The sequence below is a fragment of the Spirochaetota bacterium genome (genome assembly GCA_004297825.1).
Classification (GTDB): domain Bacteria; phylum Spirochaetota; class UBA4802; order UBA4802; family UBA5368; genus FW300-bin19.
This window is the reverse complement of sequence record SCSX01000069.1, coordinates 61,544-88,368: the sequence shown is the minus strand read 5'-3', so window position 1 is coordinate 88,368 and position 26,825 is coordinate 61,544. Positions and strand designations below refer to the sequence as shown.

The following is a 26,825-nucleotide window of genomic DNA, read 5'->3' as shown; positions in this document are numbered from 1 at the left end:
CGAAATGGAAGAAAAAACTAGGAAAACACTGACGAGCATATTCTCGTTCCTGCTGGGTGTCGCGTTCACGCTGGACGGGATCGTCAAGCTGGTGGGCGTGACCTCGCCGTTCGTGATCATACCCGGCGCGGATTTCCCGCTGTGGCTGACGTATGTGATCAGCCTGTTTGAGCTGGTGGGCGGGATCATGCTGCTCATCGAGGATATAAGATTTTACGGCGGCGCGCTTACGGTCTTGAGCACCGTCGTGGGGATCGTCTACGGGCTTGGGGCCGTGGATTACCTGACGCTGGTCATGCCGATCCTGTTCTTCATAGGATCGTGGATGGTCGCGCTCTCGAGCATGCCCGAGGGGATTAACAGGATCGCATGTTCCATGCCCCTGTTCAGGATGACGCATGCCTGCAAGGTATCGCATCATCACACCGGATAATTTCCGGCCGATTGCATGAAGATGCTGCCGATCGATGCGCAGCATCTTCATACGATCGCACGCTTATCTTCGCGTAACCACGGCAAAGATTCATTAACAGGGATGGTCAGGATGGACAGGGATTAGCCTGTCCGGTGATTATACCAATCCTGAATATCCTGCAAATCCCTGTTAATTTCTCGAAGGCATTATAACAGGGATTGGCAGGATGGACAGGGATTGGCTTGCCTGGGCACCCGTTGGAATTGATTCTATTCCTCAATTTTTCAGGACATGTGTTTTCTAGTCAGACGGATTTAATTATATTGGGAGCACGTGGCCGGCAGGATGCGTTTTCGGGGCAGGAATTGATGAAGCTTTCCCGGGGACGCGTCCTCGATGCGCGCAATCACGCACTTCCAGTAAGCAGGCCCCGTTCAAGGAGGAATACCAACCATGAAGAATGCATTATCGTCATGCGCACTGCTCATCGCGGGACTGCTCACGGCGGCCTTGCCCGCAGCGGCGGCGGAGGTGACGTTCATGATCGGAAGCGTCGATGTCGAACGCGGCGGAACATGGACCGGTGTCGCGACGGGGACGCCCCTGCAGGAGGGTGACTCGATCAGGACCGGGGCGGGATCCCTCGCGATTCTCGCGCTCAATGACGGCAGTATGCTCAAGCTGAGCGAGAACACCGTGCTCAGGATCGATCGGTCCGGAGCCGGCGCGAACACCGAGCTCGAGCTTACGGCCGGGAGCGTATTCAGCCGCATAATAAAAAAGACTGCCGGGGAGGGCTTCAGGCTAAGGGCCCAGACCGTGGTTGCGTCGGTGCGGGGCACGGAGTTTTTTACCGCCTACGGAAAGACCGCGAAGAACACGAGCGATATCTGGCTCTGCGTGAACGAGGGATCCGTGGAGGTGACGAGCGCCGCAGGGACGGGAAAGGAGTTGGTCACCAAGGGGAAGGGGATTTTCATCACGGGGAAGGGCGGCATTACCCCTCCCAAGGAATATAAATGGACGAAAGAGCTCAACTGGAACATGAACCCTGCCGCCGGGACCGTGAAGGACGCAACCAATATCCTCAAGGCATACGGCGATCTGACGGACCACAACTATGATTAGGTTCGCGCTGCGGGCATTCGGCGGGATCGCGGGTGCGGTGCGCGTGATCGCACCGGCGGCGGGAAGGTGCGTTCTGTGCATCCTGTTCCTGGGGGCGCCCGCGGCGGCCGACCACATACCGGTCCCGTCCGAAAACGATCTCGATTATGAGGGTAACCTGCGCGTATTCCTGAATGGGGACGGGTGGTCGTTTTTCACCGAGGCGCGCGGGCGCTACGAGGGGGAGCGCTCGGATTTCGGGTATCGGGCGCTCACCGCGGGGCCGTACTACCGCGTGTTCCGAAACTTACAGGCGGGCGCGTTCTACCGCCTGCAGCAGGGGGCACGGCACGACGACGACTGGGTTGCCACGCATCCCGGCTGGGAATGGCGCGATACCACGTCCAGGAACGAGCATCTCCTCATCCTTGACGCGACGCCGCGCGTCCAACTGGCGTTTCTGCCCGGCGAGAACTGGGTAGCGGAGATCAAGGCCCGCTATCTTTGCAATTCGTATTTCGGCCAGCAGACGATCACCGTCAGGCCGGGCATCATGTACGTGGTCATGCGGCGCCAACAGCCGATCCTCAACGTGTACGCGCAGTACGAGCTTTACTACCCCCTGAACTACGGCGTGTCGGCGATATATGAGAAATGGATGTACCTGGGGATCATGTACCACGCGAGCGAAATAATCAAGATCGGCGTATACGGGGCGCGCAGGGAGGTCGTGTGGGGCACATCGGATGACGCGCGCCGCGAGGTCCCGGGAACGAAATACCGCGTGACCTACAGGGCGAGCGTTATCGGGTTCATCGTAACATCAATGATCGAGCTTTAGGCAGTATACGGCCGGGATACCGGTATCGGCGGCCGGTATCCCGCGAAGTCGATCAGATCACGTGCTCGAAGTTGATGAATATGCCCATGTCCTCCTTGCTGAAACCGGCGTAGAAGTGGATGATAGTCGCCTGGTTCCACGCGATGACCAGTCCGCCGCCAAAGGAATGGTGGTAGTCGGCGAACCGCGGCTTGGTGACGGGGTCGGCAGCCTCGTCATAGACGCAGCCGGTATCGGCGAAGCCCACGAGCTTGAAATCGAATTTCTGCCCGGCACCCGATACCCCCGCGAAGCGCCAGCGCGCCTCTACGTTCGCGAGCGTCATGGTGCGTCCTACAAAGCGGTCGGCCTTGTAGCCGCGCAGTGTCCAGTTTCCGCCCAGCCCGTTTTTACGCGAGAGGGGGAAGCCGAACCAGTTCTGCTCGTAGAAGGGGATGTCCTCCGCCGCGGTGGTGTAGCCGACCCTGAAGGCGAACACGAGCGGCTTCACCGGGTTCAGATACGTGCGGGCGCCGAAGGTATTCTTATAGAAGCTGTACTCGGATCCCAGGGCCGGCGTCGATACCTCGATGCAGTAATCGACGTACACGCCCCGGTTGGGATCGGGCTCGTAATCGCGCGTGTCGTAGCCCGCGCCGAAGCGGGCGTAGTTGGTCCATCCGCCCTTGTACCCGGGGACGATGTTCCGGTCCCGGTAGAGTAGTGTCTCAACCTGGTTGTCCCCGTCGAACTTGTCACCGTCCCATGTTTCGATCGTCACCTTCTTGAATTCGACCCCGGCCATCACCTGGAAATTCGCGGGCAGCTTGCGGAAGAGGGAAAAGAAGTACTTTGGCTTCGTGATGGTGTAGTTGTACCATTTCGCGTAGCCTTCGTTCTCCTCGGTGTAATCCAGGAACCCGGAGTACGTCGAATGGGTGTCGCCCGTGTTGTCGGTGAGCGGGCGCGTCGCGTTCTTCGCGCCCAGGCCGAAATAGTTCGCGTTCAGATTTTTTTCGTACACGAGCGCGGTCATGATACGGAATTTCGTGCCCATGAAATAGGGCATGTCCACGTTCAGCTCGTGATACTGGACCCCGTTCGTGGTCTGGAAGAACTGGGCATACATTTGCAGGAAGTAGGGGGCCACGTCGTAGTACGGGTCATCCTTGTTGCCATCGTAATAGATATAGCCGCGGAGGCCGTACCCGAATCCTTCGTCGCTTGAATAGTTGATAAGCGGAAGGCCGGTGGGGTACCACCCCTCGATCTTGTTCTCGAGCGTCTCCTTGTCCATCTTTGTGTCTTCGGCGGCGATTGCGGGAAGGGTGGCTATGAGAATAAAAATTACGGGAAGCAGGTAAACATGCCATCTTTTCATGGGCCGATACACCCCCTTGGGTTTATATGATTTCCAACCTGAATATCCGGAAAACCCTACTGAGCGTCCGCTCGTTTGTCAATGCAAAAAGAAGGCGCGAACTTGAATTCGCGCCTTCTTTCCTGAATGAGGCTTCTGCTAGAAGTTATGCTCGAAGTTGATGAACAGGCCCGTGTCTTCCTTGCTGATGCCATAATATACATGGACGATCGTGGCGAGGTTCCAGGCTATGACGAGTCCGCCGCCGTAAGAGTTCTTGTAATCGCCCCAGCGCGGATCGGAGAACGGGTCACCCGATGCGTCGTACACGTTCCCTGAGTCGAAGAAGCCGACAAGCTTGAAGGCGAAGCGCTGGCCTGCTCCGGAGACCTCGTAGAACTGCCCGCGGATTTCGGCGTTCGCGAGGGTCATGGTTTTGCCGACGAAGCGATCGGCCTTGTAGCCGCGCAGGGTCCTGTTGCCGCCCAGGCCGTTCTGGCGCGAGAGTGCGAAGCCGAACTGGTTCATTTCATAGAAAGGAATGTCGTTCGACGCGGTGGTATATGCCGCCCTGAAGGCCAGCACGATCGGCTTGAACGGGTTGAAGTAGGCGCGGGCGCCGGCCGTGTTCTTCTGGAAGTCATAATCGGACCCCAGGTAGTTCGTCGCCGCCTCGAAGCAGTAGTCCAGGTAAAATCCCTTGTTGGGGTCGGGCTCATAATCGCGGGTGTCCCAGGCGAAGCCCAGGCGCGCGTAATTCGTCCATCCGCCGTTGTAGCCGGGGACCGCATCCTCGCCCAGGGTTTCCAGGTAGGTCGTGGCCATGGTCGTTCCGTCGAACTTGCGACCGCCCCACGGGTCTACGTTGACTTTTTTGAATTCCGCGCCCGCCATAACCTTGAAATGCTGCGGGAGGTTGCGGAACAGGTAGAAGTAGTATTTGGGCTTCGTCAGCGTGTACTTGTACCATTTGGTCTGGTCTTCATTGTCGTCGATGAATTTCTGGTAGTCCTCGTACTTGTCGTACTCAACACCGTTAAAGTCGGTAAGAGGCTTGTTCGCGTTTTTCGCGCCCAGGCCGAAGAAGTTCGCGTTCAGGTTCTTTTCGTACACGAACGCGCTCTTAATGCGGAACTTGGTTCCCATGAAATAGGGCATGTCCGCGTTGAGCTCATGGTACTGGTAGCCGTTCGTCGTCTGGAAAAACTGCGCGTAGAGCTGGAGGAAATACGGTGCGGAGTCGAAATAGCGATCCCCGCGCTCGCCGTTGTAATAGATATAACCGCGCAGGCCGTACCCGAAGCCGTCGTCGCTGGAAAAGTTCACCAGCGGCAGGCCGGTAGGATACCATCCCTCTTTCTTTTTTTCGAGCTTTTCGGGCGAGAGCTTCTGTTCTCCCTCATCGGCGAGATCAGCCGTTTTTTCAACCTTTGAGTCCTTTGCGGGCTCTTTTTCCTGTGCCGCGAGCGTCGAGGCAAGCGAAAATATGAGCGCGAAGGCCGCGAGAATGCATAATAATTTCTTCATACGGTGCCGCTCCTTTAATGTAAGTTATTGAAGCTGATCAAGGTGCGAATACTGCGCGTATAAACCCCTCCCCGCCGGGAGCTCAATATGCCGTTGGGCATGAATAAATCGTTTGCAGACAAATGTCAACGCAAAAAGTTACACGATTGCGTACAGCACCATGGAACTAGTGAGCGCGAAATCGCCGGCATGCACCTTTCCCAGGAGGTGGTAGAGGGAAATGCGCAGCCAGTGACGGTAATCGGTCCAGCGGCGGAAGGAGGAGCGCGATTTGAGGAGCTTGGGCAGAAGCCCGAATTCTACCGGGTGGAAGGCGATCACCCGGGAAAAGCCCGCGTCAGTGAGCGCCTTCGTGAGGGTGCGCTTTGAAAAATAGGAAAGATGGCCGGGCATGAAATACGCGTAATCGGCCCCCTGCATTGCCGCCTGGAGCCCGTCCATGTTCGCGGTCTGGACGAGGAGGACGCCGCCCGGGGCGAGGAGCCTGCGGCATTCGCGCAGAACCGCGGCGGGGTCCGGGCAGTGCTCGATCACCTCGACCATCGTGACGACCGAGAAGCCACCGAGTGGGAAGGGATGGTCTTCGAGGGTTCCGATATGGACCGCGTCCCCGAAGAGCGCTTTCGCGTATCGGCCCGAATACCCCGACATCTCGATGCCATAGGGGGCGTAATGGCGGGAGGCGCATTTGAGCAGGCCGCCGAACGCGCACCCCACATCCAGGAATTTCCCCGACGGCGCATACCGCCTGAGGACGCCGATTCTCCGCTCCCACACGTACCGCGCGTATTTCTCCGCGGCGCGCTCGTCGTAGTAGGAATACTCGGCGTTCCCTTCGTAATAGCCCGGACCGTAAAACGAGGCGATGACCTCGCGCGTGAAACGGGGATTCATGAAGATGAAATCGCAGTTGGCGCATCGGCCCACGGAGAAGGGGGGCGTAGAGCGATCGATGCGATACAGGGGCGACGGTGCCGGCGCGCCGCACAGGGGGCATGCCGCGAGGGGCGGGTCGTAGAGGGGCGTCCCGGCGCTCATCGCTCCGCCCAGAAATACCAGTGCGCTATGCGCGCGTTCATGTCGCCGGGGAGCGTGCGCTCCATCATGCCGTACGCGAAGCGCGCGAAGGGCGCGAGCGCGGACCGAACCTCTTCCTCGGCGTAAAACGAGACCACCGAGTGCTCTATATCCGCGAGGTCGGTGACCCAGACGTCGTTGCCGCGGTGGGTGCCTTTTTTTAAATAGGTGTCCCTGCTGTTGCGGAGCGTGGCGAAGAGGCGCCCCCCGGCCTTGAGCGCGCGCCGGATTTGGGCGAGCATTACGGGAAGGTCTTCCTTTATGGTATAATGCAGCGATCCCCAGGCCACGGCGAGGTCAAGCGAGCCCTCTTTGAACGGGAGCGCGCGCGCGTCGCCGCGCAGGACCGGGACATGATACAGGTCGCGGCAAACCGCGAGCGCGTTGGCGCTCGTGTCCAGACCGGCGGGCGAGGGGATCCCGTACTCGAGGAAGAGCCTCAGGTGGCGCCCTGTTCCGCATCCGATATCCGCGGCGGCCAGGCGTGACATGTCTTTTTCGGCGAGCCAGGGGGCGAGCATCCGCACGAGATTTTCATCGGGGTGGGCGAGTACCGATTTGCCGCGGGTGTAGTGACGCTCCCAGGCGCGTTCCGAGCTCATTTTTCCGATCCCCCCCTGCCTACGGTGACGGCACACGCGCGCGCGGCGAGCGCCGCGGCGTCCAGCGCCGCCTCCCGCGTGCGGCCCTTTGCGACGATCACGCCGATACGATCGTGGTTGTCCGCCGGGGGGCCCACCTCCGCGCCCAGGGCCTTGAAGAACCGGGAGTAGACGATCCCCGGTACGCCGCGCGGCGCCCGGGTGTCAAGGGAAAGGAGGCGGCCCTTGTCGGCGGTCAGGTACTTCACGGCCACGGCCAGGCGCGGCGCCCGTGCGGGGGGCGGGGTGAAGGTCATGCCGGTCGCCGCGCGCACCGCCTGTTCCAGGAAGTTATACCCGGTGGCAAGCGGTACGAGGTGGTCGGGAAGGCATTCCCCGCCAAACTCGGGCACCGCTTCGATTACCTGGATGCCCTGCCGGGAATCGACGCGCATCTCGATGACGAGGGGGGAAAACTCGATCTCGAAGGCCTCGGCGATGCGCTGCCCGATAGCGGTGACCTCCGTCCACAGGGCATGGTGCCGGGAGGGCGTGACATGCAGGAGGTCGACGAAATACGGGGCCGGGGTGGTTTCCTTGTCGCTGAGCGAGGCGAGATGAAACGTGCGCCCGTGAATAATCCCCAGCGCGATGATCTCGTCGCCTTCCACGAAGCGCTCCGCGATGAAACCGGCGCCCTTTCCGCGAATGGAGCCGGCGAAGCGCTGCAGCTCCCTGCGGCTGGTCACCATTCTCACCCCGGTCTTGGCATGACCGGTAACTGGTTTCACCACGAGGGGAAATCCGAGTCGCGCGGCCCCGGCTGCCCCCCTGGCGGACGTCTCGACCACCAGGTATTCCGGCGAGGGAATCCCCCCGGCCTGGAAAACCTCTTTCATCCGCTTCTTGACGATAAAATCGTCCATGCGCCTGCTGGGGAACATGGGGAAGCCGAGCATGTTTGCGATATAGCTTGCGGTCCGCACCGCCGGGCCGTAGGATTTCGAAAGCACCCCGCGTATGTCGCCGTACACCGAGATGTCCTCGAGATGGGTGAAAATCTCTGCAAAGTTTTCTATGGATTCCTGGATTTTCAGATCGCAATGGGTTGCCGCGAACGCCCTGGTGTCGCGGTCCACGCCGATCACCCTGAATCCAAGCGCGCGGGCCTCCCGGATGAGCGGCAGTTGGTTCTCCCCCATGCCAATGGAGATGAAGAGACGGGCGGGGGCGCGCCTCGTTCGTTTAAGGATCCTGGGAAGTTTAAATAGGGACATGGTGGCTTAGAATCAATAGACCATGGGATCGTAATTTATCAAGAACCTTTTACGGGTGTCTGATATTTCTATCGGCATATCGGGTCCCGCGGGCGAGGGGGGTACGGGAATTATTCGGGGTCCGTTGCGCGAAGGCCCATTATCTGCGCCAGCTTTTCCATAAGGTCCTCTATCTTGAAGGGCTTCGAGATGTAGTCGAAAAAGCCCTCGCGCATGAAGTGCTCCCTGTCGCCGGTCATCGCGTGCGCGGTGAGGGCGATGATGGGCGGCGTACGGTCGCCCAGGGTCTTCCGTATCTCGCGCGCGGCGGCGATCCCGTCCATTCCCGGAAGCTGCATGTCCATGAGGATGAGGTGAAAGTCCCGGTTCGCCGCGGTGAGGACGCCTTCCTCCCCGCTCACCGCGTACACCACATTGAGTCCCGTACGCTCGAATATCGAATGGTAGAGCTTGAGGATGGAGTCGTTGTCTTCTATAATAAGCACGTTTCCGCGGAGGGAGCCCGGTGCCGGCCCTGGTTTCCCCCTGCCCGCATGCGGCGCCGGAATTCCGGCCCCGCATTCCAGCGGAAACACGAGGTGGAACAGGCTTCCCCCTCCCTGCCTGCTTTCCAGGGTGATGCGCCCCCCGTGGAGCTCGGCGAGCTTGGACGAGATCGCCAGCCCCAGCCCGGTCCCCTGGGGTTTGCCCGAGTTAGCCTCGTAAGCCTGCTCGAACGGCAGGAATATCCGCTCCCGGTCCTGGGGCCTCACGCCCGGTCCCTGGTCCCAGACCGTTATGCGGATTTCCGCGCCGGTCTTCGCGGCGATGACGCCGATCTCCAATCCGTCGCCGGTGAACTTGATCGCGTTCGAGAGCAGGTTGGCGAATATCTGTTTGAGCCTTGCGGCGTCGCCCCGGATGATCGCGGTTTCGTCGCGCACCTCCGTGCGGACGGTAAGGCCCTTTTCGCGCGCCAGGGGCATGATCGACTGCACGCACCCGGCCAGCAGCTCACCTACCTGGACCGGGGCCATCTCGAGCTTGAGCTTTCCGGCCTCTACCCTGGAGATGTCAAGAATGTCGTTTACGGTGCCCAGCAGATTTTCCCCCGCGTTCCTGATATGCCCTATCCATTCCAGCTCTTCGTTCGACAGCGAATCCGTGCGCGTTTCCAGGAGCTGGCTGAATCCCAGGACCACGTTGAGCGGCGTCCGGATTTCGTGGCTCACGTTGGCGAGGAAGGTGCTCTTTGCGCGGTTCGCGCTCTCGGCGCGGTCGCGCGCGAGCTCCAGGTCCAGGGTTCTCTCCCGCACCTTGTACTCCAGGGCGTCTTTTAGCCCGGTGATCTCGCGGTTCACCGCTTCAAGGCTCGTGTTCTTCGATGAGAGCTCGCCGGAGAGAACCTCGACCTTCCTGAAGGCCCGCGAGAAGCGGCCCGCGATAAGCAGCGCCTGGGCGAGCATGAAGACGAGGAGGCCCGGGGCGAGCAGGTTCGTGGTGTCGATGAGCTTGCTCGCGTACGCGATGTCATTGACACCCGCGAAGATCATCGCGAGGCCGGGCCACAACACCAGGCGGGCGTCCGGGTTTCCGCGCCGCGATGAGAGGCAGACCGCGCACAGCGCGTAGCCGCAGAACGCGAGGATGTTGGCATAATACGGAAAAACCAGCCACGTGAAGAACACGGGAGGCGTAAAGAGAACGGCCGCCGCGAAGACGCCGAACACGATCCAAAGCGCGCGAATATATGCGCGCGGAAAGCGCCGGGGAAAGAGCGCGCCGAAGTACTCGGCGAAAAGCGGCACGGTCAGGCCGAACGTGAAATATTCGAGGGGCAGATAAACCTCGAACGGAAGCGCGGGCAGCAGGCTCAGGAGGTTCTTATGCCCCAGCACGAGCTCGCGCAGCGCGATATTCAGACAGATAAAACCGAAATATACCGGCGATCGTTCGCCCCGTGCCAGCGCGCTGATGATAAGGTGGTAGAGCCCGATGAGCAGGAGGGCGCCCGCCAGGACGGCCTCCGCGATGACATGCCTCGTATTGGTTTCACCCAGCCGCGCCGCCGGGCCGAACTCTATGGGGTGCCAGATCCCGCCCTTGCGGTAATGGAAGTTCGACACATGCAGGATAATTTCGAGCTCGGGCGAGGCGGGAACGTACAGGTACGTTCCCGGACGAAGGGAAGGCCGCTCCGCCTCCGCGGAATCCGCTACATCCCCCCTGCTCCCGATCCGCTCCCCGTTGACGAAGATGGTATACGCGGTCCCCATCTCCTTGAATTCGAAGGCCAGGGGCCCCCGGGATTCAGGGGGCAGGAGCACGGTCAGACGATAACTCGCGAAACCGGTTCCCCCGATCTCCCGTCCGTCAATCGCCAGCCCGTTCCAGTTGGAGGGGACGATTGCGAGGGCGTCCGGCCGCGGCGCGTTGTCCGAATGGCTCCTGCCGGGGCCGATGAATTTTTTCCAGAAAAATTCCCATTCACCGTCCAGGCGGACGGTGCGGTCAAGGGCGGGAAGCTCGGCGCGAAGGTCGATCACCCCGCCTCGGGCGGTTCGTTCTTCTGAGCTAAAGGGGGGAAGCCGGCAGGAAAGGGAAAAAAGCAGGAAGCACGCGAATAGTGCACGGTTCCACCTGCACAGGAACCTTCGAGGCGCCACGTTCGACAAGTATCCGTGATTGCACCCCGGCACTCCATATCGTTTCCCGTGTAGCAGGCCCATGTCCCCTGTCATCGCACGCCCATCGCCGGGGTGTCTCACGTCAATCGCGGCCTCGAACCGGCCTCGCAATGGGGAGCCCGGCATAATCGGCAAATCTTGCACCCTCGGCAGTTGCAGACACCAACGAAAAAATCGTATCACCGGCCGGCCCTGCATTCCAATTAATGTTTTCATGACTACAAATTTCCGTACCCGGCCGCCCCCTCATTACGGCTCGCGATCCCCGTGCAGGCCATGCCCGAATGATAGACCGGTTCCATTGTTGACATTACCTCCCGATTATGATAGGTTACTATTAGTCATAAATTTCCCATCATATAAAGATTCAGCGGCGAGAATGCCGGGCACGAAAGCCCGGCGCGGATAATATCGGTGCGCGTACATGGATACGCAGTCGTGGCCGCTTTCCTCCGCGCCATGGGCTCGCTTCCCCTTCACCGCGCACCGCACGCTGGGAACAGGGAGGTATTGTAATGGTCAAGGGTAACAGCGCACGCGCGTCATTCAAGTCGTTCATGCTCCGGAACATCCTCGCCACGGACGGGATCAGCTATTTCGTGATCATTCCCCTCGTGGTGGCGGCCTACCTGTCGAGCGTCACGCTCTCTCCGGAACAGGTCCGGGCGTTCATCTACACGGTGGGCGCGATCACGGCCGTCTTCGCGGCGCTCAACGCCCTGTGGTACCGCTACCTCTTTGCACCCTTTGCCTCCTATTGCGGGAAGTATGACCGTGGGGAGGTCATCGAGGATATACTGAAAATCAGGGTCAGGGAGCGTTTTTCGAGCTTCAACGTGCTCGCGGCGATCTGCATTACCGCACGGTGGCTTGCCGGCTTCCTCGCCGTGAGCGTGAGCGTCAACCTGATTTCGGGAATCAGTTTCGACCAGTTGCTGAACCTCTGGATCGCGGCCGCCGCGGTCATGACGTACTCGGTTATCGAGTACAATTTCGTCACCAAGGGACAGGTGAAGCGCTTTTCGGGACAGGATATTTTCCGTGGTCTCGAGACCGTGGTCTCCGACAGGACCAGGTCATTCCTGGGGTCAATAACCGGGCAGCTCGCCTTCGCGTCCGTCCTGGTGTGTTTTATCATTACGCTTATTCTCACGGCTACGGCAATCTCCGTGGCGCACCGCCTGCTCGAGCACGTGGCGCGCGAAGCCGCGGGCAGGGATATCGCCGCGGTGGGGGCGGAGATCACGGAGCATTCGGTGGAGCTTGCGCTCTGGCTCACGGGCATGGGCGTCTTCTGGCTGGGCGTGGGGGCGCTCATTCTCTATAAGAGCATGAAGGACAGGCTGGAGCCGCTCATCCATTACCGGAAGGATATCGTCATCCGCGCGAAGGGGGATTTCACGGGCGAGCCTTACTACTACCCGGGGGGCAACGAAATAGGGATGCTGGGATCCTCCACCAGGATTCTCACCGACAGGATCAGGGAGATCGTGAGCCGCATCATGGCGCTTTCGGGCGAGCTCGCCGCCTCGTCCGAGGAGATGTCGGGCGCATCGGGCACCTTTTCGGAAAGCGCCCAGAGGGAGGCGGCGAACGTGGAGGAAATAACCGCGTCCATGGAGGAGATGTCGGCGAGCATAGGGAACGTGGCGTCCAATACCGAGGATCTCTTCACGAGCCTCATCGACCTCATCGATAAAATGCAATCGCTCTCGCAGCACATAACGGGAATGGGCCATTCGGTGAACGAAACCTTCAAGGTCACCCAGGCGATCGCCGGGGACGTCAAGTCCGGGGAACAGTCACTGATGAAGATGAACGCGACCATGCAAAAGGTGGTGAAGAGCTCCGACGACATGATGAGCATCGTCAATATCATCAATGACATATCGGACCGCATAAACCTTCTTTCGCTCAACGCGTCCATCGAGGCGGCGCGCGCGGGTGACGCGGGACGGGGCTTCGCCGTGGTCGCGGAGCAGATATCCAAGCTCGCGGACCAGACGGCGCAGAGCATCGGGGAGATCACCTCGCTCATTACGATGAACAAGGGCGAGATTTCCGGCGGGCTAAAAGAGATGCTTGAAACGACCGCAAGCCTGGGAAAGATAATCGAGGGCGTAAACAGGATCGAAAACGGCATGGAGCAGATAAATCTCACCATGGATTCGCAGATCGACACCAACTCCGCGGTGCAGGAGAAGGTGTCGAACCTCCGTTTGAAATCCGAGAACATAAAGCTGTCCACGGGCGAACAGAAGATCGCCGTCTACGAGATCACGCAATCCATGACGAGCATCTACGATATCACGAACTCCTACGCCGCCGGCGCCGAACAGATCGCGGGCTCCTCCACCCAGGTCGCGCAGATGGCGGCGAACCTCAAGGAGTCGGTGGATTTCTTCAAGGTGTGAGCCGTAAATAATTGCAGGAGGCCATATGAAAATCATGCGCATGACGCTATGCGGTCTTGTGTCCGCGTTCATGCTATCATGTTCCGGGGACGCGGGCATGCTCACGGATCAGCACGGAAAGAAGATCGCGCCCATCGATCCCCCGGGAACGGAGCGTATGATCCAGAGGGAATATACGGCCGCGGTACCGCTCCTGGACGCGAAGGGTGCGCTCGCCGCGGCCGGCTGGTCGCGCAGGCCCCTGTTCGCGTTCGACCGCACGCGCGTTGCCGCGGAGGCGGAGCGGGTCAAGATATGGGAGCACTATACCTTCTATACCGACGACTATGCCGGCGCGGTCACGGTGTCCGACATCGGGACGCTCGGTTTCGGGAGCATGGAGCTTCTCGATTTGAAAAGCGGGAAGGTGATCGTTTCACTGATAGACATAGTCCGCCCGGGGGAGATCGTGTTCCCCGCGGACGCGTCGCGGGACCTGCATTTTAAAAAGGGAAAGAGTTTCGTGGATTTCGAGAAGAAGGCGGGGACGCGCCGCCTGGCGTTCCGCTTCGATAACGCGGATCCGGATCGGGATGTAACCTGCGAGCTTCTTCTGAAAGAGGCGTCGCCGGAGGCGCTGGCGATCGTGACGCCTTTCAACGACCCCGCGCTTTTCTTTTATGAATACAAGATGCCCTCGCTCTCCGTAAAAGGAAGCCTGGCGTACGGCGGGAAGGTGTACGATTTCCCCGCCGGGAAAAGCTTCGCGGTCCTGGACTGGGGCCGGGGAGCCTGGCCGCGCGACAACCGATGGCTCTGGGCCGCGGGCGCGTGCTACGTGAACGGCGAGCTCATGAGCGTTAACCTGGGGTACGGGTTTGGCGAAAAAGCGCCCGCGACCGAGAACGGCATCGTCTACCGAGGGAGAGTGCACAAGCTGGACAAGGTGCGCTGGAACTACGACGTCGCGAACTACAGGGCGCCCTGGAGTTTCACCGCTAACGACGGGCGCCTCGAAATGAAGTTCACGCCGGAATTTCTCCTGCATTCCGATCTGAAGCTGGGCGAGATGCTCGGTTTTCTCTCGCAACTCTGGAGCAATTTCTCGATCGGGGAGATCATGCACCTGCTTTCAACTAAGGCCTACCTCAACAAGGTTTTCGGTCATTACACGGGCTTTCTCGTGCTCGATGACGGGACGAAAATCGCGATCGAAAAAATGCCGGGTTTCGCGGAACAGATGTACCAGGTGTGGTGAAGGGCGGCGCCTGATCGGAATTGTGGGGATGCGCCGGCGGTAACGCGTGTAGAGACGCGATTAATCGCGTCTCTACACGCGTTACCGCCGATTCCACAGGTACGGTGCGTTTTGCCCGGGAATTATCATAATATTTTTTTCTTGCAATTATTGCATGCAATAACATATATAGCCTGACAGGTGAATGCATGCTCTTCGAACCTTACCAGCTTCAATCGAAACGGGTCCCCAACAGGATATGGGCGCAGTCCATGGAGATCAACAGCGCGGACGCGCGCGGCGGGGTGACGCCGCGCGTCGTCGAGCGCTACGCGGCACTTGCCGACGGGGGATGGGGAGCGGTCTCGGTCGAGGCGATTTCCGTGACGGGCGAATCCCTCGCGCGAAGCCGGGGCCTGGTGCTCGACCGGAAAAACCTGGACGGCTTCAAGCGACTCGTGGAGGCGTTTCGCGCGAAAAGCGAATCGGCGCTATTGATCTTCCAGCTCTCCCATTCCGGGAGGCAGAGCGGGGCATTCTCCCGCCGCGTGAAGGCCTTCGGGGCGGAGGATGACGGCATACCCGTACTCGGCGAGGCGGACCTCCGCCGGATCGAGGAAGAATTCATCGACGCGGCGCGTCTCGCCCGCGAGGCCGGGGCCGACGGCGTCGACATCAAGGCCTGCCACGGCTACCTCCTGGGCGAGTTTCTGCGCCCGTCCAACGACAGGGACGACACTTACGGGGGGACCAGGGAAAACAGGGCCCGGTTGATCACGAACGTGATCGGCGGCGTGTCCGGGGAAATGCCCGGCTTTATCGCGGGCAGCCGCGTCTCACTATACGAGGGGATACGTGGGGGATGCGGAACGGCCGCGGCGGATGAGGTGGTTGAGGACCTGGACGACATGACGGGGATCATTTCCCTCATGGTGAAGGCCGGGGCCTCGTTCATCAACGTGTCCGCGGGGATACCCGCGGTGACCCCGCACATCACCCGCCCGGTCAAGGCAAATTCGTTCTTCCTGTATTACCATTTCCGTTATGCGAAACTTATCAGGGACCGGTTTCCCGGGGTCGCCGTCGTCGGATCGGCCTATTCGGCGGGCGGGGAGCGCTCGCTGGACTGGGCCGGGGAAAATATCCGGAAGGGATACGCGGATTTCGCGGGGTTCGGCAGGCAGACCCTTGCCGATCCGCGCTTCCCGGCGAAGGCCCTTGATGCGCCCGATTCGATACGCTTCTGCACCCTGTGCGGCGGGTGTTCGACCCTGCTGAAAAACCAGCAGGAGGTGTACTGCTCGTTCTATGAAAAAAAATGAGGTTTCGACGCTGGACGATATCGCGCGGGAATGCAAGGTGTCCGCGAGCACCGTCTCGCGCGTATTGAACAACGAACAGGGCATCTCGCGGGATACGCGCGACAGGGTGCTCGCCTGCGCGCACAGGAATCGGTTCACTCTCCAGCGGCGCAGGAAGCCGGTCACGCGAAGCCTCATCGAGCTGCTCATAGTCGTTCCGGACGGCGTCGAGGTCGCGCATAACCCCTTCTACGAAGTGGGCGAGCTCATCAACGCGATCGGGGACGCGTTCGACGCGGTGAAGAAGCGCATCGAGATCACCACGTACTCGGCGATGGAGGAGGCGATGGGCGGCGATTCGTTGAAAGTCGACGGCGTCATCTGCGCCTTCGGCGATATCAGCGCAGCGGCAAAAGGGGTCCTCCGGGCGCGCGGCGTCCCCTACGTGTTTCTGAACCGCACGTTCCCCGATGAAAATTACATCTCCTGCAACCATTTCCACGGCATGCTCACCCTGGGGACGCACCTGTACGACAGCGGCTGCCGGAGCATCGGCTACCTGGGCTGCGAAACGATCCCCGTTAACCGCGACCGGTTCCGCGGCTATTGCGTCGCGGTGGCCGAACACACGCAGTCGTTCGAGGGCATCACGCAACTGGGCCTCGCGTCCATAGACGAGGTAAGCCCGGCGGTCGCGCAGTTCTTCGTCGAGCGTGAGTGCGACGCCGTGATGTGCTTCAACGATAATTTCGCGATCAGGCTTATCGGCGAATTCAGGAAGCTTGGGATCCAGGTGCCGGGCGGGATCGCGGTCACGGGCTTCGACGATTCGCCCCTGCGCAGGGTCTTCAAGCCCAGCCTCACCACGATCAGCCTCTCGACCTACGAGATGGGATTTTTCGCGGCGCGCTGGATACTGGACAACATCTACCGGAAGGAAACGAGGCGGCTGCGCCTGGAGGTGGACGGCGTGTTCATCGAGGGAGAAACGGTGCCGAAAAAAACATCGGGGGCGGGCGATGTCCGCGGAAAAAAATAATTTCACGGCCGTCGTCACCGGCGGGACGTCGGGCATTGGGCTCGCGATCGCGGTTGCGCTCGCGGGCGAGGGGTACTCGGTCGTCATCAATGGAAGAAGGACGCGGGCCAACGCGGAAAAGGCGATCGCGGAGATCGAGCGCGCGGCGGGACGCGCCGGCGCGTGCCGTTATGTGCAAGGAGATATCGCCCTCCCCGCGACGCGTGAGGCGATCGCGAAGGAGGCCGGGAGGGGTCCGGGCGCGCTCAGGGTCCTGGTAAACAACGCCGGGATGGGCGCGCGGGAACGCAAGGACATGCTGCTCCTCACGGAAGAGGCGTTGCAGGAAATCCTTTCGGTGAACCTCGTGGCCCCGTTCATGCTGACGACGAGGCTCGTGCCGCTCCTTTCCGCGTGCGCGGACGGCGCCTTCATCATCAATATCTCTTCGATATCCGCCTACGCGGTTTCCACCGAGCGGGCCGACTACTGTATCTCGAAGGCGGGAATGTCCATGATGACGGGGCTCTTCGCCGCGCGCCTCGCATCGATGAATATCGGGGTATTCGAGATTCGACCGGGGATAATCCGCACCCCCATGACGGAGGGCGTCATTGAAAAATACGACGAGCTGATTCGCGGGGGACTGCTCCCCGTCGCGCGGATTGGGGAGCCCGGCGACGTCGCGAAGGCGGCGCTCGGGATCGTGAAGGGATATTACCCGTACGCGACGGGCGCGGTGCTCGATATCGACGGCGGCTTTCACATACGGAGATTATAAGAATGAAGCGGTCCGATATCGCAATTCGCGGAATGCGCGTTCCGGTCATCCAGGTGGCCGTCGTCATCGCGGGCTCGGGCGCGGCCTCGCTGAACGCCGCCGTGCACTGCCGCAGGCTGGGGATCGACGACGTCCTCGTGGTGACCGATACGCTGGGCGGCGGCGTGTCGGCTAACGCGGGCTCCGACAAGCAGACCTACTACCGGCTCAATCCCGGCGCCGTTCCCGATGGCGCGCTCGAAATGGCGCGCGACTTGTATAGCGGCGGATGCATGCACGGGGACATCGCCCTCGCGGAGGCCGCGCTCTCGGAAAGGGAATTCTATCACCTGGTGGAGCTCGGGGTTCCGTTTCCGTGCAGCCGTTTCGGCGAATACGCGGGCTTCCGGACCGATCACGACGAGCGCGGGCGCGGCACCTCGGCCGGTCCCGGGACCTCTATGCAGATGTTTGAAAAGCTCCTGGCCGAGACCAGGCTCCTGGGTGTGCCGGTCATGGACGGGCTTCGCGTGATCGATATCGTGACCGCGGGCGCGGACGAAAAAAAATTCGCGGGGCTTCTGGCCCTGGATACGGGCGCCCTCCACGGCGGCGCATACGGGCTTACGATAATCCTCGCGGACTACTGCGTCTGCGGCACCGGGGGGCCGGGAGCGTTGTACCGGGATTCGGTGTACCCGGCCTCGCAGCGCGGGGCCCTTGGCGCGGCCCTCGCGGCGGGCGCGGCGGCGCAGAACCTCACGGAGTCGCAGTTCGGCATTGCCGCCGTGAAGATTCGGTGGAACCTGTCAGGAAGCTACCAGCAGGTCCTTCCCCGGTACGTCTCATCGAACCGGGACGGGTCCGGCCCGGTCGAGTTCCTGAACGAATATTTCGCACACTCGCGCGAATTGCTCACGGCCCAGTTCCTGAAGGGATACGAGTGGCCCTTCGACGTGCGGAAAACCGGCGCCGGCGGTTCGTCCCTGGTCGACATGGCCGTCCACCACGAGCGCGAGGCGAAGGGCAGGCGCGTGTTCATGGATTACTCAGCCAATCCCTCGTTTAACGGCCGCGCGTTGTCGCCCGACGAGGCGGGGGATATCGTGCGGGACTATCTCTCCAATTCCGGGGCAACGGCCGCGCTTCCCTGGGAGCGCCTGCGCAAGATGAATCCCCCGGCCTTCGACCTGCTCGCGGCCAGGGGAATCGATCCCCGGCGCGACCCGGTCGAGATCGCGGTGTGCCACCAGCACATGAACGGGGGACTCAGGGGAAGCGCGTGGTGGGAATCGAGCATTGGAAATTTATTTCCTGTGGGCGAGTGCAACGGGAGCCACGGCGTCTACCGCCCCGGGGGCAGCGCCCTCAACTCCGGCCAGGTGGGATCGCTGCGCGCAGCGGGGTGTGTCGCCCACCGGATGAAAAAAGGCGGGGGCGGGGGGTCCGATATCGCCATGGACGCATCGGTGCGGGCCGCGTCCGGAAGACTCGAGTACATCGAGACGCTCCTAAATAAGCCGGTCAAATGCGATCTCCTCGCGCAGAGACGCGCGATCAGGGAACGGGTCTCGGGGAGCCTGGGGATCGCGCGGAACCTGGGGCGGCTCGAGGCCGCGCTCGTGGAAAACGCGGCGATGCGCGCGGGGCTCGGGGAACAGGGCATTGCCGCGCGCGAAGAGATCCCCGGGCGCATGCTGAACGAGGACCTGCTCGTTACGGAAAAGGCGTTTCTGATTTCGAATATCGAGATGCTGCGTATGCTTCGCGGGGGCCGGGGCTCATTTATAACCGAAGATATCGGCGCATTCCTTCGCGAATTGCACGAGAGCATTTCATCGGGGAAGCCCCGTCCAGCCGCGCGCACCGATTTCTCGCTAAACGGGAAGATACTGGAAATGAGCTTCGACGAATCGATGGAGCCCGATCTTCGATGGGTGGACGTACGGGAGATTCCCGAAAGCGATCCCTGGTTCGAGCGCGTATGGGCCGACTACCGGGAGGGGAAAATCTATGAATAGTAAGCCTTTCAAATACCCCCCGGCCCCCCTTTGGGAAAGGATAAAGGGGGGTGATGGCGCGAAATGTCCGTCGAGGCAAAGCGAACGCATCCTATCATCCTGAAGGTGGAATTGTGAAAAATGTATTCCTGTTGTCAAAGGGTTTTATTCATCCCAGCCTTCTTGGGCGGCACTATCTCCGGCGGTGTATAGCGGAGCTTTCCGGAATCGTAGTGCGCGAGACTAGCAGCATCGAATCGCTGGCGCGTCTCCGTTATCCGGAATACGCGGCGCTGGTCATGTACCTGCACCGGCAGGTAATTAGCCGGGGGGCGCTCGATGCGCTGGACGGGTTCGTCAGGTCGGGCGGCGGGCTGCTCGCGGTGCATTCGGCATCGGCATCGTTCAAGAAGGAATCCCGCTTTTTCGACATACTGGGCGGGAGGTTCGTGCGGCACGACCGCGTGCATGAATTCACCGTGAGCGCATCTGTGCAGGACCCCGGGATATTCACCGGGATTCCGTCCTTCACGATAAGGGACGAGCTTTACCTGCATGAATACGATCCGGGCGTGACCGTTCACTTCACCGCGGACCATGAGGGACGCGCGGAGCCTGTCGCCTGGACCCGCGCGCACGGGCAGGGGAGGGTGTGTTACATTTCCCTGGGGCATCGCGCGCCCGCGATTAAAAACCCGCATGTCCTCGAAATGCTCCGGCAGGGAATGCGATGGGTCGCCGGGGAGGAAGGGGGGGACAAAGGATGAAAAATTCGATCAGGGTCGGGCTCGCGGGATGCGGCGATATCTCGCACTTCATCGCGATGCTGGCGCGGCTTAATCCCCGGATCACCTTCGCCGCCTGCGCGGCCCCCGGCGAGGGACACGCGTCGTCCTTCGCCCGCAGACACGGCATCAGGCGAAGCTTTCTGGACTACCGTGAGATGATCGCGGAAACGCCGCTCGACGCGGTGTACCTCGCGGTTCCCCACGACCTGCACGGTCCCATGATGCTCGACGCGCTGGAGCGTGGGCTGCACGTGCTTTGCGAAAAGCCGGTCGCCCGCACGCTCGACGAGGCCCTGGGGGTATCCGCGCGCGCGCGGCATACCGGGTTGAAGGTCGGTGTGAACTACCAGTACCGGTACGATTACGGGTGCCACGCGCTTGCAGGGGCCGGGCGTATCGGCGCCCTGGGAGAGCTTTATCACGGGCGCTGTAACCTGGCATGGCACCGGGACGAGAAATATTTTTCCGGCGGGACGTGGCGGGCGTCGCTCGCCGCATCCGGCGGAGGAACCCTTCTCATTCACGCCAGCCACATTCTCGACATCCTCCTGTGGTCTTTCCCCTCCAGGCCGGTGCGCGTCCAGGCGATGATCGCGCGCCGCAGGTTCGCCGACGTGGAGGTCGAGGACCTCGCCATGGGCGCGATCGAGTTGACGAACGGGAGCCTTGTACAGGTTTCAAGCTCCATGATCGCGGTCCCCGAGCAGCCGGTGAGCATCGAGCTTTACGGCAGCAAGGGAACCGGTCTCTACTCCGGAACCGACTATACGTCGCGCCTGGAGTTCAGGGGCGCGAGAGTCAAGAGAAAGAAACCCCCGGTCAGGGGAATTCATCCCCTCTCACGGAGCCTGGAGGCCTTCCGGCAATGGATTACGGGCGGTGCCGCGTACCTTACCCCCATAGAAGAATCGCTCCCGGTGCTTGCGGTGATCGAGGCGATGTACCGTTCGGCGAGGACGGGGAACAAAGAACCGGTAGACGACCGGTACCTGGAATTCCTGCGGGAATCCGGATGATACGCGGAACGGGCGCATCGTGTACGGGAAAATCCTGAAAGGAGTATTCTGAAAATACCGGAGGTCGGGACATGGCGGCGGAGAAAACGGAAAAGCTGAGTCTGTTTACAAAGATCGGGTTCGGGATGGGCGATATTTATGGGGGCGGTTCCATGGTCTTCGTAGGCATCTACTATCTCTTCTTCCTGACCGACGTGGTCAGGCTCTCCCCGGCGCTCGCGGGGCTCGTGGTGCTCATCGCGAAGATATGGGACGCGGTGAACGATCCCCTCATGGGATTCATCACCGACAGGACGCGCTCGCGCTTCGGACGCCGGAGGCCCTACCTGCTGGCGGGCGTCGTGTTCATCTTCGTCTCTTACGTGATACTCTGGTATCCCATAGACGTCGAAAGCGTCACGGCGCGCTTCGCGTTCGCGCTGTTCGGCTATTTCTTCTTCGACGCGGTCCTCACCATGGTGATGATTCCCTACAACGCCCTTGCCTCGGAGCTTACGCTCAATTACGGGGAGCGCACCTCGCTGGTATCGGTCCGGATGTTCTTTTCCATGTTCTCCTCGATCGTGTGCGCCGTCGTCCCCATGGAGATCATCAAAGCGGTCCCCGACGTGAGGCTGGGCCACATGGTGATGGGGGTCACGTTCGGGTTGCTCTTCGCGTTGCCCTATTTAGTGACGTTTTTCACGACGCGGGAACGCAGCGATTTCCAGAAGGAGGTGCCGGCTTTCAGTTTCAGGGAAATGTACATCACCCCGTTCAAGATCAGGTCGTTCGTGCTGGTGCTGCTCATGTACCTGTTCAGTTTCCTTTCCATGGACATCGTCATGAGTATCGTCATCTATTTCATGACCTATTATATCGGGAGGGGCGAGGAGACGAATTACGTGTTCGGGGCGCTCCTGGTAATGCAGATGCTCATGATACCGTTCTTTTATTACCTGAGCAAGAGGACGAGCAAGAAGACCGCGTTCGTCGCGGCGCTCTCGGTCTGGATCGGGGTGATGCTGTTCAGCTTCGCCATGACGCCGGATCTCCACCGGGCGATCATCTATATTTTCGCCGCCCTGATCGGGGCTTCGACCAGCGGCGTGGTGGTGATGATTTACTCGATTTTCCCGGACGTGCCGGACGTAGACGAGCTCGTGAGCGGCGCACGCCGGGAAGGGACCTACATGGGGCTGTTCGTGTTCATGCGAAAATTTTCTTCGGCCTTCGCCATATTGCTCATTTCGCAGGCAATCTCCCTCGCGGGATACCTGCCGCCCGAAAGCACAATGGTGGAGGGCGTGATGAAAACGGTGAACCAGGTACAGTCCGCCCAGTTCATCATGGTGCTGCGCGTCATATTCGCCGTGGCCCCGGTGGTGCTGCTGCTGGCGTGCCTGTATTTCGCGATGCACTACGAGCTTTCCCCCGAGGTGCACGATCGGTTGAAAAAGTTTCTCATGGTGCGCCGGAGCGGTGAAGGCAGGGCGACGGAGCTTGCCGGCGAAGAGGCGGAGCTCAGAAAGCTCCTGGTGTGAAGGAAGGAGGCTGAGGGGATTTTTCGAGGTGATACCGTGAAGCACAAGAACCAAACAGCGGAAAAAGACTACAACCAGGAATTCTTTGAAACAAAGAGCGTCACCGATTTCGCCTTAAAGGCTTACGGAAAGCCGCCCGCGAATTACCCCGCGAAAAAACGCGCGGACGAGTACGCGCCGTTTCCGTTTGCGAAAGACTACGGGGATCGGCGGGAGGCATTCTTTCGTCATTGCCTGGCCAACCCGGCCGGGACGGGAATCAAGGGGTATTACTATGAGCTCGTGCGGCTCTATAAGAACAAGGGCCCCGTCCACGAGGGGGCGCTGCGCAGCGCGCTTGACTATATCGACGCGCGCTATGACTGTGCGGATTTCGTCATGCTGGGCATCATGCGCCTGCTGTACCAGTTCCCGGGAACGCGGCGTATCGGCGCGGCGCTCATGGGGCGCGCGGAGCGTACGATACTCGAATTCAAGTACTGGCCCGACGAGCCCGGCATCGATTCGATGTGCACGTGGACGGAAAACCACCAGATAATGTTTTCCGCGAACGAGTACCTCGCGGGACAGCGCTTTCCCGACCGCGTCTTCGAGAACTCGGGCATGACCGGCATAGAGAAGATGCAGAAGGCCCGGACGCGCATCATGAAATGGCTGGAGCTTCGTTATGCGACAGGCTTCAGCGAATGGCTTTCTCACGTCTATTACGACGAGGACATCACGGCGCTCGTGAACCTCGCGGATTTCTGCGCCGATACGCTGATCGCGCATCGCGCCCGGATAGTGCTCGACCTCATGGTTCTCGACATGGCCCTGGGTAGCTTCAAGGGGGTGTTCGGCTCCACGCACGGGAGGAGCTACGCGAAGGAAAAGCGCAACGCCCTGTCGGAATCGACCACCGACACGGAGAAGCTCCTGTTCGGCACGGGCATATTTTCGGGGGCCGATAATATGAGCGCCGTCACGCTCGCGCTGAGCGAACGATACAGGCTGCCGCGCGTTATCTGCGAGATCGCCGGGCATCTCCCGGCCGGGGGTATGGAAAACCGCCAGAGGATGGGGATTAAGCTCCGTGAATCGAAGCGCTGGGGCCTGGACCCGAAGCGCCCCGATGACGCGATGATACTGCTGAGCCTGGAGGCCTACACGCATCCCCGAACGATCAACGCCGTGATGGACCTGTTCGACCGCTACCGCTGGTGGCGGAATAATTTTTTCAGAATGTTCGCGTCGAAGAAGTCGCTGTTAAAAGCGATGCGCGCAACGCGGCTCCTGCCGCTCCTCGCGACAATAATGGAGAAGGACATCACCCGGAACACCCGTGAAGAGGTGAATACATACACGTTCAAGACGCCGGACTACATGTTAAGCTGCGCGCAGGACTACCGGAAGGGCTACGGTGGGGACCAGCAGCATATCTGGCAGGCGACGCTCTCGCCCACGGCCGTGTGCTTCACGACGCATCCCGGCCACCATGAAAACACCTCCGGGGGTTACTGGGTGGGCTCGGGGACCCTGCCGCGCGCGGTACAGCACAGGAACGTCCTCATCGCATGCTACAGGGCGTCCAGGATGCCCGGGCTGTACATGACCAACAGGCTCTTCTTCACCCACGCGTGGTTCCCGCGTAGGGAATTCGATGAGGTCCGTGAAGAGGGCGGCTGGGTGTTCGGCCGGAAGGGCGACGGATTCATCGCGCTCTTTTCGCGTAACGGCTACGCGTGGCAGGAAACCGGGGAGGACGCGGGAAACGAGATGATCGCCCCCGGAAGAAAGAACATATGGATCTGCGAGATGGGAAGGCGCGCGGACGACGGCCCGTTCGATGAATTCGTGAAGCGAATCGGCGCAGCCCGATTGTCGTTCAGGGGGAGCCGCGTGGCCTACGATTCCCCCTCACTCGGGGAAATGCGTTTCGGCTGGTCGGGGCCGCTGCGGGTGAACGGCGCGATCACGGGCGTCCACGGGTACGCGAGGTTTGAAAATCCCTACGCACGTGTGCCGTTCCCCCCGGGAGAGATACGCCTTGCCCTGGGAAAGCATTCCCTGGTGCTCGACTTCGAGAGGGGAAGGCGTGAGGCGAGCGGGTACGTCTGAATCACGCGCTTATGACGCCCGCCTGTATCGATCCGTCGACCGTGCCGCGCTCCATCACGCGGCGTCCGTTGATGTACACGGCCTCGATCCCCGAGGGGACCTTGCTCGTCTCGGTGATGGTGTTGTTGTCTTTCACCGCGTTCCAGTCGAAGACGGTAATATCGGCGGCCAACCCTTCTTTAAGGAGGCCCCGATCTTTCAAGCCGAACCGGTCGACCGAGGCGCCGCTCATCTTGTAAATCGCCTCTTCGAGCGTGAGGAGCTTTTTGTCGCGCGCGTACTGGAGGAAGAGCGGGAAGGCGCCCGTGCTCGCGGGATTCTGCACGCCCTTCAGGGTGGGCAGCGCGTCGGTCATGAAGAGCGACGCCTTGTGCCGCATGAGCGCCTCGACGATCTCCATGTTCGTGTAGCGGTGGTTGAGCACCTCCGCGAGGCCTCCGCTCCTGTGCGCGATGTCCATGGTGCTGTCGAACCAGTCCATGCCCCGCGCCTTCGCGATCTCACCCAGGAACATGCCGTTGTATTTGTTGAGCTCCTCGTGGTTGGCGTAGGTGATCTGGATGTCGTCGTAGCCGAACCCCAGGAATGTCTGGATGGAACCGAGCTCGCTCTTGAGCTTCCCGAGCATCTCCTTGTCGGCGTACGCGCCCGGCACCTTCGCGAGGAACCACGGGGGAAGGACGACGTTGATGTGCGACTGGCCGCAGTGGTACGGGTAGGTGTCAAGCTTCACGTCCACGCCCTGCTTTATCGCCTCGTCGATGTGCTCCAGCGCGTCGCCATAGTTCTTGAAGCTCTGTTTCCCCACAAAGATGAGGTGCGAAAGCTGGAGTCGCACGCCCGTCTCGCGCGCAACGTCCAGCATCTCGTCGATCGCGAGGATATTGTGCGGCGTGTAGCCCTGGAACGGGGTGAACTTGTCGATGAGGATCTTCGCGACGCTCATGGGGTAGCCGGGAGAGAGGGCCGAGTACGCCCGCATGTGGACGGCGAGCACCTTGTTCTTTTTCTTCACGAGCTTCGCGATCTCGATGAGCTCGGCCTTATCGGCGAATATTCCGGGCTCGTACTGGAGCCCCAGCGAGACGCCCAGCGCCCCCTGGTCCATGCCCTCCTCGAGGAGCGCGAGCATCTCCTTCATCTCCTCGGGCTTGAGCGGCGAGGCGTCGAACCCGCGGATAGTGGTACGCGTCGTGCCGTGGCCCACGTAGCTCGCGAGGTTATGCGACAGGCCGGTCCGCCTGAGCGCCGTAAAATACTCGTCCATGGTGGACCAGGTGATCGGGTAATATTCCTTCGACCTGGTGCCGATGCGCTCCATATGGGCGCTGCCCTTCTTGTAGCCGCCGGGACCGAATCCGCAATTCCCCCCGATGAAGGTGGTGATGCCCTGCGCCGTGAAGCGGCTTTTCAGGCCTTCGCCGTTCACGTAGGGCAGGTACATATCCATGTGGGAATGGGCGTCGATAAAACCGGGGGAGATCACCTTCCCCGAACAATCGACGGCGGTTCCCTCGAAGCGCGCCTCTTCTCCCTCACGGAATATTTTAGCGATCTTTCCTTCTTTTATAAGGAGGCTGCCGGGAAATCCCTTGCCGCCGGTTCCGTCCACGATGAGGCCGTTCTTCAATAATACGCCGCCGGTACTATCGGTCCGCGCCGCCGCCTTGACCGTCGTCTGGGCCGCGCCGGTCCCCGCTTCGCTGCCGGGCGCGATCGCCCGCATCACCGCGCTTACGACCGGAATCGCCGCGAACGCCGCGAGCCCCCTGCCCATCAATCCCAGGACCCCGCGCCGGGTGACGCCCGTGGTCTGCTCGTCGAATACATTCTTCATAACATCCTCCATTCGGAACAACATG

20 protein-coding genes are annotated in these 26,825 nt (G+C 60.9%); 13 read left to right on the top strand and 7 right to left on the bottom strand.

The genetic code is table 11. The features are described from left to right. Nucleotides 1-4 precede the first annotated feature (4 nt). The 3 genes from EPN93_15070 to EPN93_15060 all read left to right on the top strand — a co-directional run bounded on the left by EPN93_15070 (nucleotide 5) and on the right by EPN93_15060 (nucleotide 2,363). Nucleotides 5-433, top strand: coding sequence for a hypothetical protein (locus EPN93_15070; protein TAL32985.1), 429 nt, complete (start codon nucleotides 5-7; stop codon nucleotides 431-433). Between the two features lie 435 nt (nucleotides 434-868). Next, a complete protein-coding gene (locus tag EPN93_15065; protein ID TAL32984.1) occupies nucleotides 869-1,543 on the top strand; it encodes a hypothetical protein in 675 nt (224 codons plus the stop codon). Then, on the top strand, nucleotides 1,536-2,363 hold the full coding sequence (locus EPN93_15060; protein ID TAL32983.1) for a hypothetical protein: 828 nt from the start codon (nucleotides 1,536-1,538) through the stop codon (nucleotides 2,361-2,363). Before EPN93_15065 ends, EPN93_15060 begins: the two co-directional genes overlap by 8 nt. A 52-nt stretch (nucleotides 2,364-2,415) precedes the next feature. On the opposite strand, the gene EPN93_15055 is transcribed toward EPN93_15060, so the two are convergent. The 6 genes from EPN93_15055 to EPN93_15030 all read right to left on the bottom strand — a co-directional run bounded on the left by EPN93_15055 (nucleotide 2,416) and on the right by EPN93_15030 (nucleotide 11,046). After that, nucleotides 2,416-3,723: a hypothetical protein gene (locus EPN93_15055; GenBank protein ID TAL32982.1), complete on the bottom strand. Its 1,308-nt coding sequence runs from the start codon at nucleotides 3,721-3,723 to the stop codon at nucleotides 2,416-2,418. 138 nt (nucleotides 3,724-3,861) lie between these two features. Continuing rightward, a complete protein-coding gene (locus tag EPN93_15050; GenBank protein ID TAL32981.1) occupies nucleotides 3,862-5,229 on the bottom strand; it encodes a hypothetical protein in 1,368 nt (455 codons plus the stop codon). Nucleotides 5,230-5,367: 138 nt separating this feature from the next. Continuing rightward, on the bottom strand, nucleotides 5,368-6,267 hold the full coding sequence (locus tag EPN93_15045; GenBank protein TAL32980.1) for a class I SAM-dependent methyltransferase: 900 nt from the start codon (nucleotides 6,265-6,267) through the stop codon (nucleotides 5,368-5,370). Next, the gene (locus tag EPN93_15040; protein ID TAL32979.1) at nucleotides 6,264-6,908 is read right to left on the bottom strand and encodes a class I SAM-dependent methyltransferase; all 645 of its coding nucleotides are present in this window, start codon (nucleotides 6,906-6,908) and stop codon (nucleotides 6,264-6,266) included. Before EPN93_15040 ends, EPN93_15045 begins: the two co-directional genes overlap by 4 nt. Next, complete coding sequence (locus EPN93_15035) at nucleotides 6,905-8,164, bottom strand: ATP-grasp domain-containing protein (GenBank protein ID TAL32978.1); 1,260 nt, start codon at nucleotides 8,162-8,164, stop codon at nucleotides 6,905-6,907. The genes EPN93_15040 and EPN93_15035 overlap by 4 nt, the downstream gene beginning before the upstream one ends. Before the next feature lie 110 nt (nucleotides 8,165-8,274). After that, entirely contained in the window at nucleotides 8,275-11,046 is a 2,772-nt protein-coding gene (locus EPN93_15030; GenBank protein ID TAL32977.1) for a response regulator, read from the bottom strand. Nucleotides 11,047-11,345: 299 nt separating this feature from the next. Here EPN93_15030 and EPN93_15025 point away from each other — a divergent pair, with 299 nt between their 5' ends. The 10 genes from EPN93_15025 (at nucleotide 11,346) to EPN93_14980 (ending at nucleotide 24,963) form a co-directional block, all read left to right on the top strand. Continuing rightward, on the top strand, nucleotides 11,346-13,244 hold the full coding sequence (locus EPN93_15025) for a hypothetical protein (GenBank protein TAL32976.1): 1,899 nt from the start codon (nucleotides 11,346-11,348) through the stop codon (nucleotides 13,242-13,244). A 25-nt stretch (nucleotides 13,245-13,269) separates the two neighbouring features. After that, nucleotides 13,270-14,481, top strand: coding sequence for a DUF2804 domain-containing protein (locus tag EPN93_15020; GenBank protein ID TAL32975.1), 1,212 nt, complete (start codon nucleotides 13,270-13,272; stop codon nucleotides 14,479-14,481). A gap of 188 nt (nucleotides 14,482-14,669) precedes the next feature. Beyond that, nucleotides 14,670-15,782 carry a hypothetical protein gene (locus EPN93_15015; protein ID TAL32974.1) on the top strand — a complete coding sequence of 371 codons (1,113 nt, stop codon included), beginning with the start codon at nucleotides 14,670-14,672 and terminating at the stop codon, nucleotides 15,780-15,782. After that, on the top strand, nucleotides 15,769-16,800 hold the full coding sequence (locus EPN93_15010; GenBank protein TAL32973.1) for a LacI family transcriptional regulator: 1,032 nt from the start codon (nucleotides 15,769-15,771) through the stop codon (nucleotides 16,798-16,800). The genes EPN93_15015 and EPN93_15010 overlap by 14 nt, the downstream gene beginning before the upstream one ends. Next, the gene (locus EPN93_15005; GenBank protein ID TAL32972.1) at nucleotides 16,781-17,560 is read left to right on the top strand and encodes a 3-ketoacyl-ACP reductase; all 780 of its coding nucleotides are present in this window, start codon (nucleotides 16,781-16,783) and stop codon (nucleotides 17,558-17,560) included. The genes EPN93_15010 and EPN93_15005 overlap by 20 nt, the downstream gene beginning before the upstream one ends. 2 nt (nucleotides 17,561-17,562) lie before the next feature. Beyond that, nucleotides 17,563-19,560: an FAD-binding protein gene (locus EPN93_15000; protein ID TAL32971.1), complete on the top strand. Its 1,998-nt coding sequence runs from the start codon at nucleotides 17,563-17,565 to the stop codon at nucleotides 19,558-19,560. 53 nt (nucleotides 19,561-19,613) lie between these two features. Beyond that, complete coding sequence (locus EPN93_14995) at nucleotides 19,614-20,306, top strand: ThuA domain-containing protein (protein ID TAL32970.1); 693 nt, start codon at nucleotides 19,614-19,616, stop codon at nucleotides 20,304-20,306. After that, nucleotides 20,270-21,343: a Gfo/Idh/MocA family oxidoreductase gene (locus EPN93_14990; GenBank protein ID TAL32969.1), complete on the top strand. Its 1,074-nt coding sequence runs from the start codon at nucleotides 20,270-20,272 to the stop codon at nucleotides 21,341-21,343. Before EPN93_14995 ends, EPN93_14990 begins: the two co-directional genes overlap by 37 nt. Before the next feature lie 71 nt (nucleotides 21,344-21,414). Continuing rightward, nucleotides 21,415-22,866 (top strand): MFS transporter, encoded by a 1,452-nt coding sequence (locus tag EPN93_14985; GenBank protein TAL32968.1) that lies wholly within the window; start codon nucleotides 21,415-21,417, stop codon nucleotides 22,864-22,866. A 36-nt stretch (nucleotides 22,867-22,902) separates the two neighbouring features. Continuing rightward, complete coding sequence (locus EPN93_14980) at nucleotides 22,903-24,963, top strand: hypothetical protein (GenBank protein ID TAL32967.1); 2,061 nt, start codon at nucleotides 22,903-22,905, stop codon at nucleotides 24,961-24,963. Nucleotide 24,964: 1 nt separating this feature from the next. Here EPN93_14980 and EPN93_14975 read toward each other — a convergent pair whose 3' ends face one another. Next, nucleotides 24,965-26,824, bottom strand: coding sequence for a hypothetical protein (locus tag EPN93_14975; protein ID TAL32966.1), 1,860 nt, complete (start codon nucleotides 26,822-26,824; stop codon nucleotides 24,965-24,967). Nucleotide 26,825: the final 1 nt, after the last annotated feature.

What these genes read in the sequence shown, in the direction of transcription:
- EPN93_15055 (TAL32982.1), bottom strand. Translation starts at nt 3,723, where the DNA reads ATGAAAAGATGGCATGTTTACCTGCTTCCCGTAATTTTTATTCTCATA.
- EPN93_15045 (TAL32980.1), bottom strand. Translation starts at nt 6,267, where the DNA reads ATGAGCGCCGGGACGCCCCTCTACGACCCGCCCCTCGCGGCATGCCCC.
- EPN93_15035 (TAL32978.1), bottom strand. Translation starts at nt 8,164, where the DNA reads ATGTCCCTATTTAAACTTCCCAGGATCCTTAAACGAACGAGGCGCGCC.
- EPN93_15020 (TAL32975.1), top strand. Translation starts at nt 13,270, where the DNA reads ATGAAAATCATGCGCATGACGCTATGCGGTCTTGTGTCCGCGTTCATG.
- EPN93_14995 (TAL32970.1), top strand. Translation starts at nt 19,614, where the DNA reads ATGGCGCGAAATGTCCGTCGAGGCAAAGCGAACGCATCCTATCATCCT.
- EPN93_14985 (TAL32968.1), top strand. Translation starts at nt 21,415, where the DNA reads ATGGCGGCGGAGAAAACGGAAAAGCTGAGTCTGTTTACAAAGATCGGG.
- EPN93_15030 (TAL32977.1), bottom strand. Translation starts at nt 11,046, where the DNA reads ATGAAAACATTAATTGGAATGCAGGGCCGGCCGGTGATACGATTTTTT.
- EPN93_15070 (TAL32985.1), top strand. Translation starts at nt 5, where the DNA reads ATGGAAGAAAAAACTAGGAAAACACTGACGAGCATATTCTCGTTCCTG.
- EPN93_15010 (TAL32973.1), top strand. Translation starts at nt 15,769, where the DNA reads ATGAAAAAAAATGAGGTTTCGACGCTGGACGATATCGCGCGGGAATGC.
- EPN93_14990 (TAL32969.1), top strand. Translation starts at nt 20,270, where the DNA reads ATGGGTCGCCGGGGAGGAAGGGGGGGACAAAGGATGAAAAATTCGATC.
- EPN93_15060 (TAL32983.1), top strand. Translation starts at nt 1,536, where the DNA reads ATGATTAGGTTCGCGCTGCGGGCATTCGGCGGGATCGCGGGTGCGGTG.
- EPN93_15065 (TAL32984.1), top strand. Translation starts at nt 869, where the DNA reads ATGAAGAATGCATTATCGTCATGCGCACTGCTCATCGCGGGACTGCTC.
- EPN93_14975 (TAL32966.1), bottom strand. Translation starts at nt 26,824, where the DNA reads ATGTTGTTCCGAATGGAGGATGTTATGAAGAATGTATTCGACGAGCAG.
- EPN93_15050 (TAL32981.1), bottom strand. Translation starts at nt 5,229, where the DNA reads ATGAAGAAATTATTATGCATTCTCGCGGCCTTCGCGCTCATATTTTCG.
- EPN93_15040 (TAL32979.1), bottom strand. Translation starts at nt 6,908, where the DNA reads ATGAGCTCGGAACGCGCCTGGGAGCGTCACTACACCCGCGGCAAATCG.
- EPN93_15005 (TAL32972.1), top strand. Translation starts at nt 16,781, where the DNA reads ATGTCCGCGGAAAAAAATAATTTCACGGCCGTCGTCACCGGCGGGACG.
- EPN93_15015 (TAL32974.1), top strand. Translation starts at nt 14,670, where the DNA reads ATGCTCTTCGAACCTTACCAGCTTCAATCGAAACGGGTCCCCAACAGG.
- EPN93_15025 (TAL32976.1), top strand. Translation starts at nt 11,346, where the DNA reads ATGGTCAAGGGTAACAGCGCACGCGCGTCATTCAAGTCGTTCATGCTC.
- EPN93_15000 (TAL32971.1), top strand. Translation starts at nt 17,563, where the DNA reads ATGAAGCGGTCCGATATCGCAATTCGCGGAATGCGCGTTCCGGTCATC.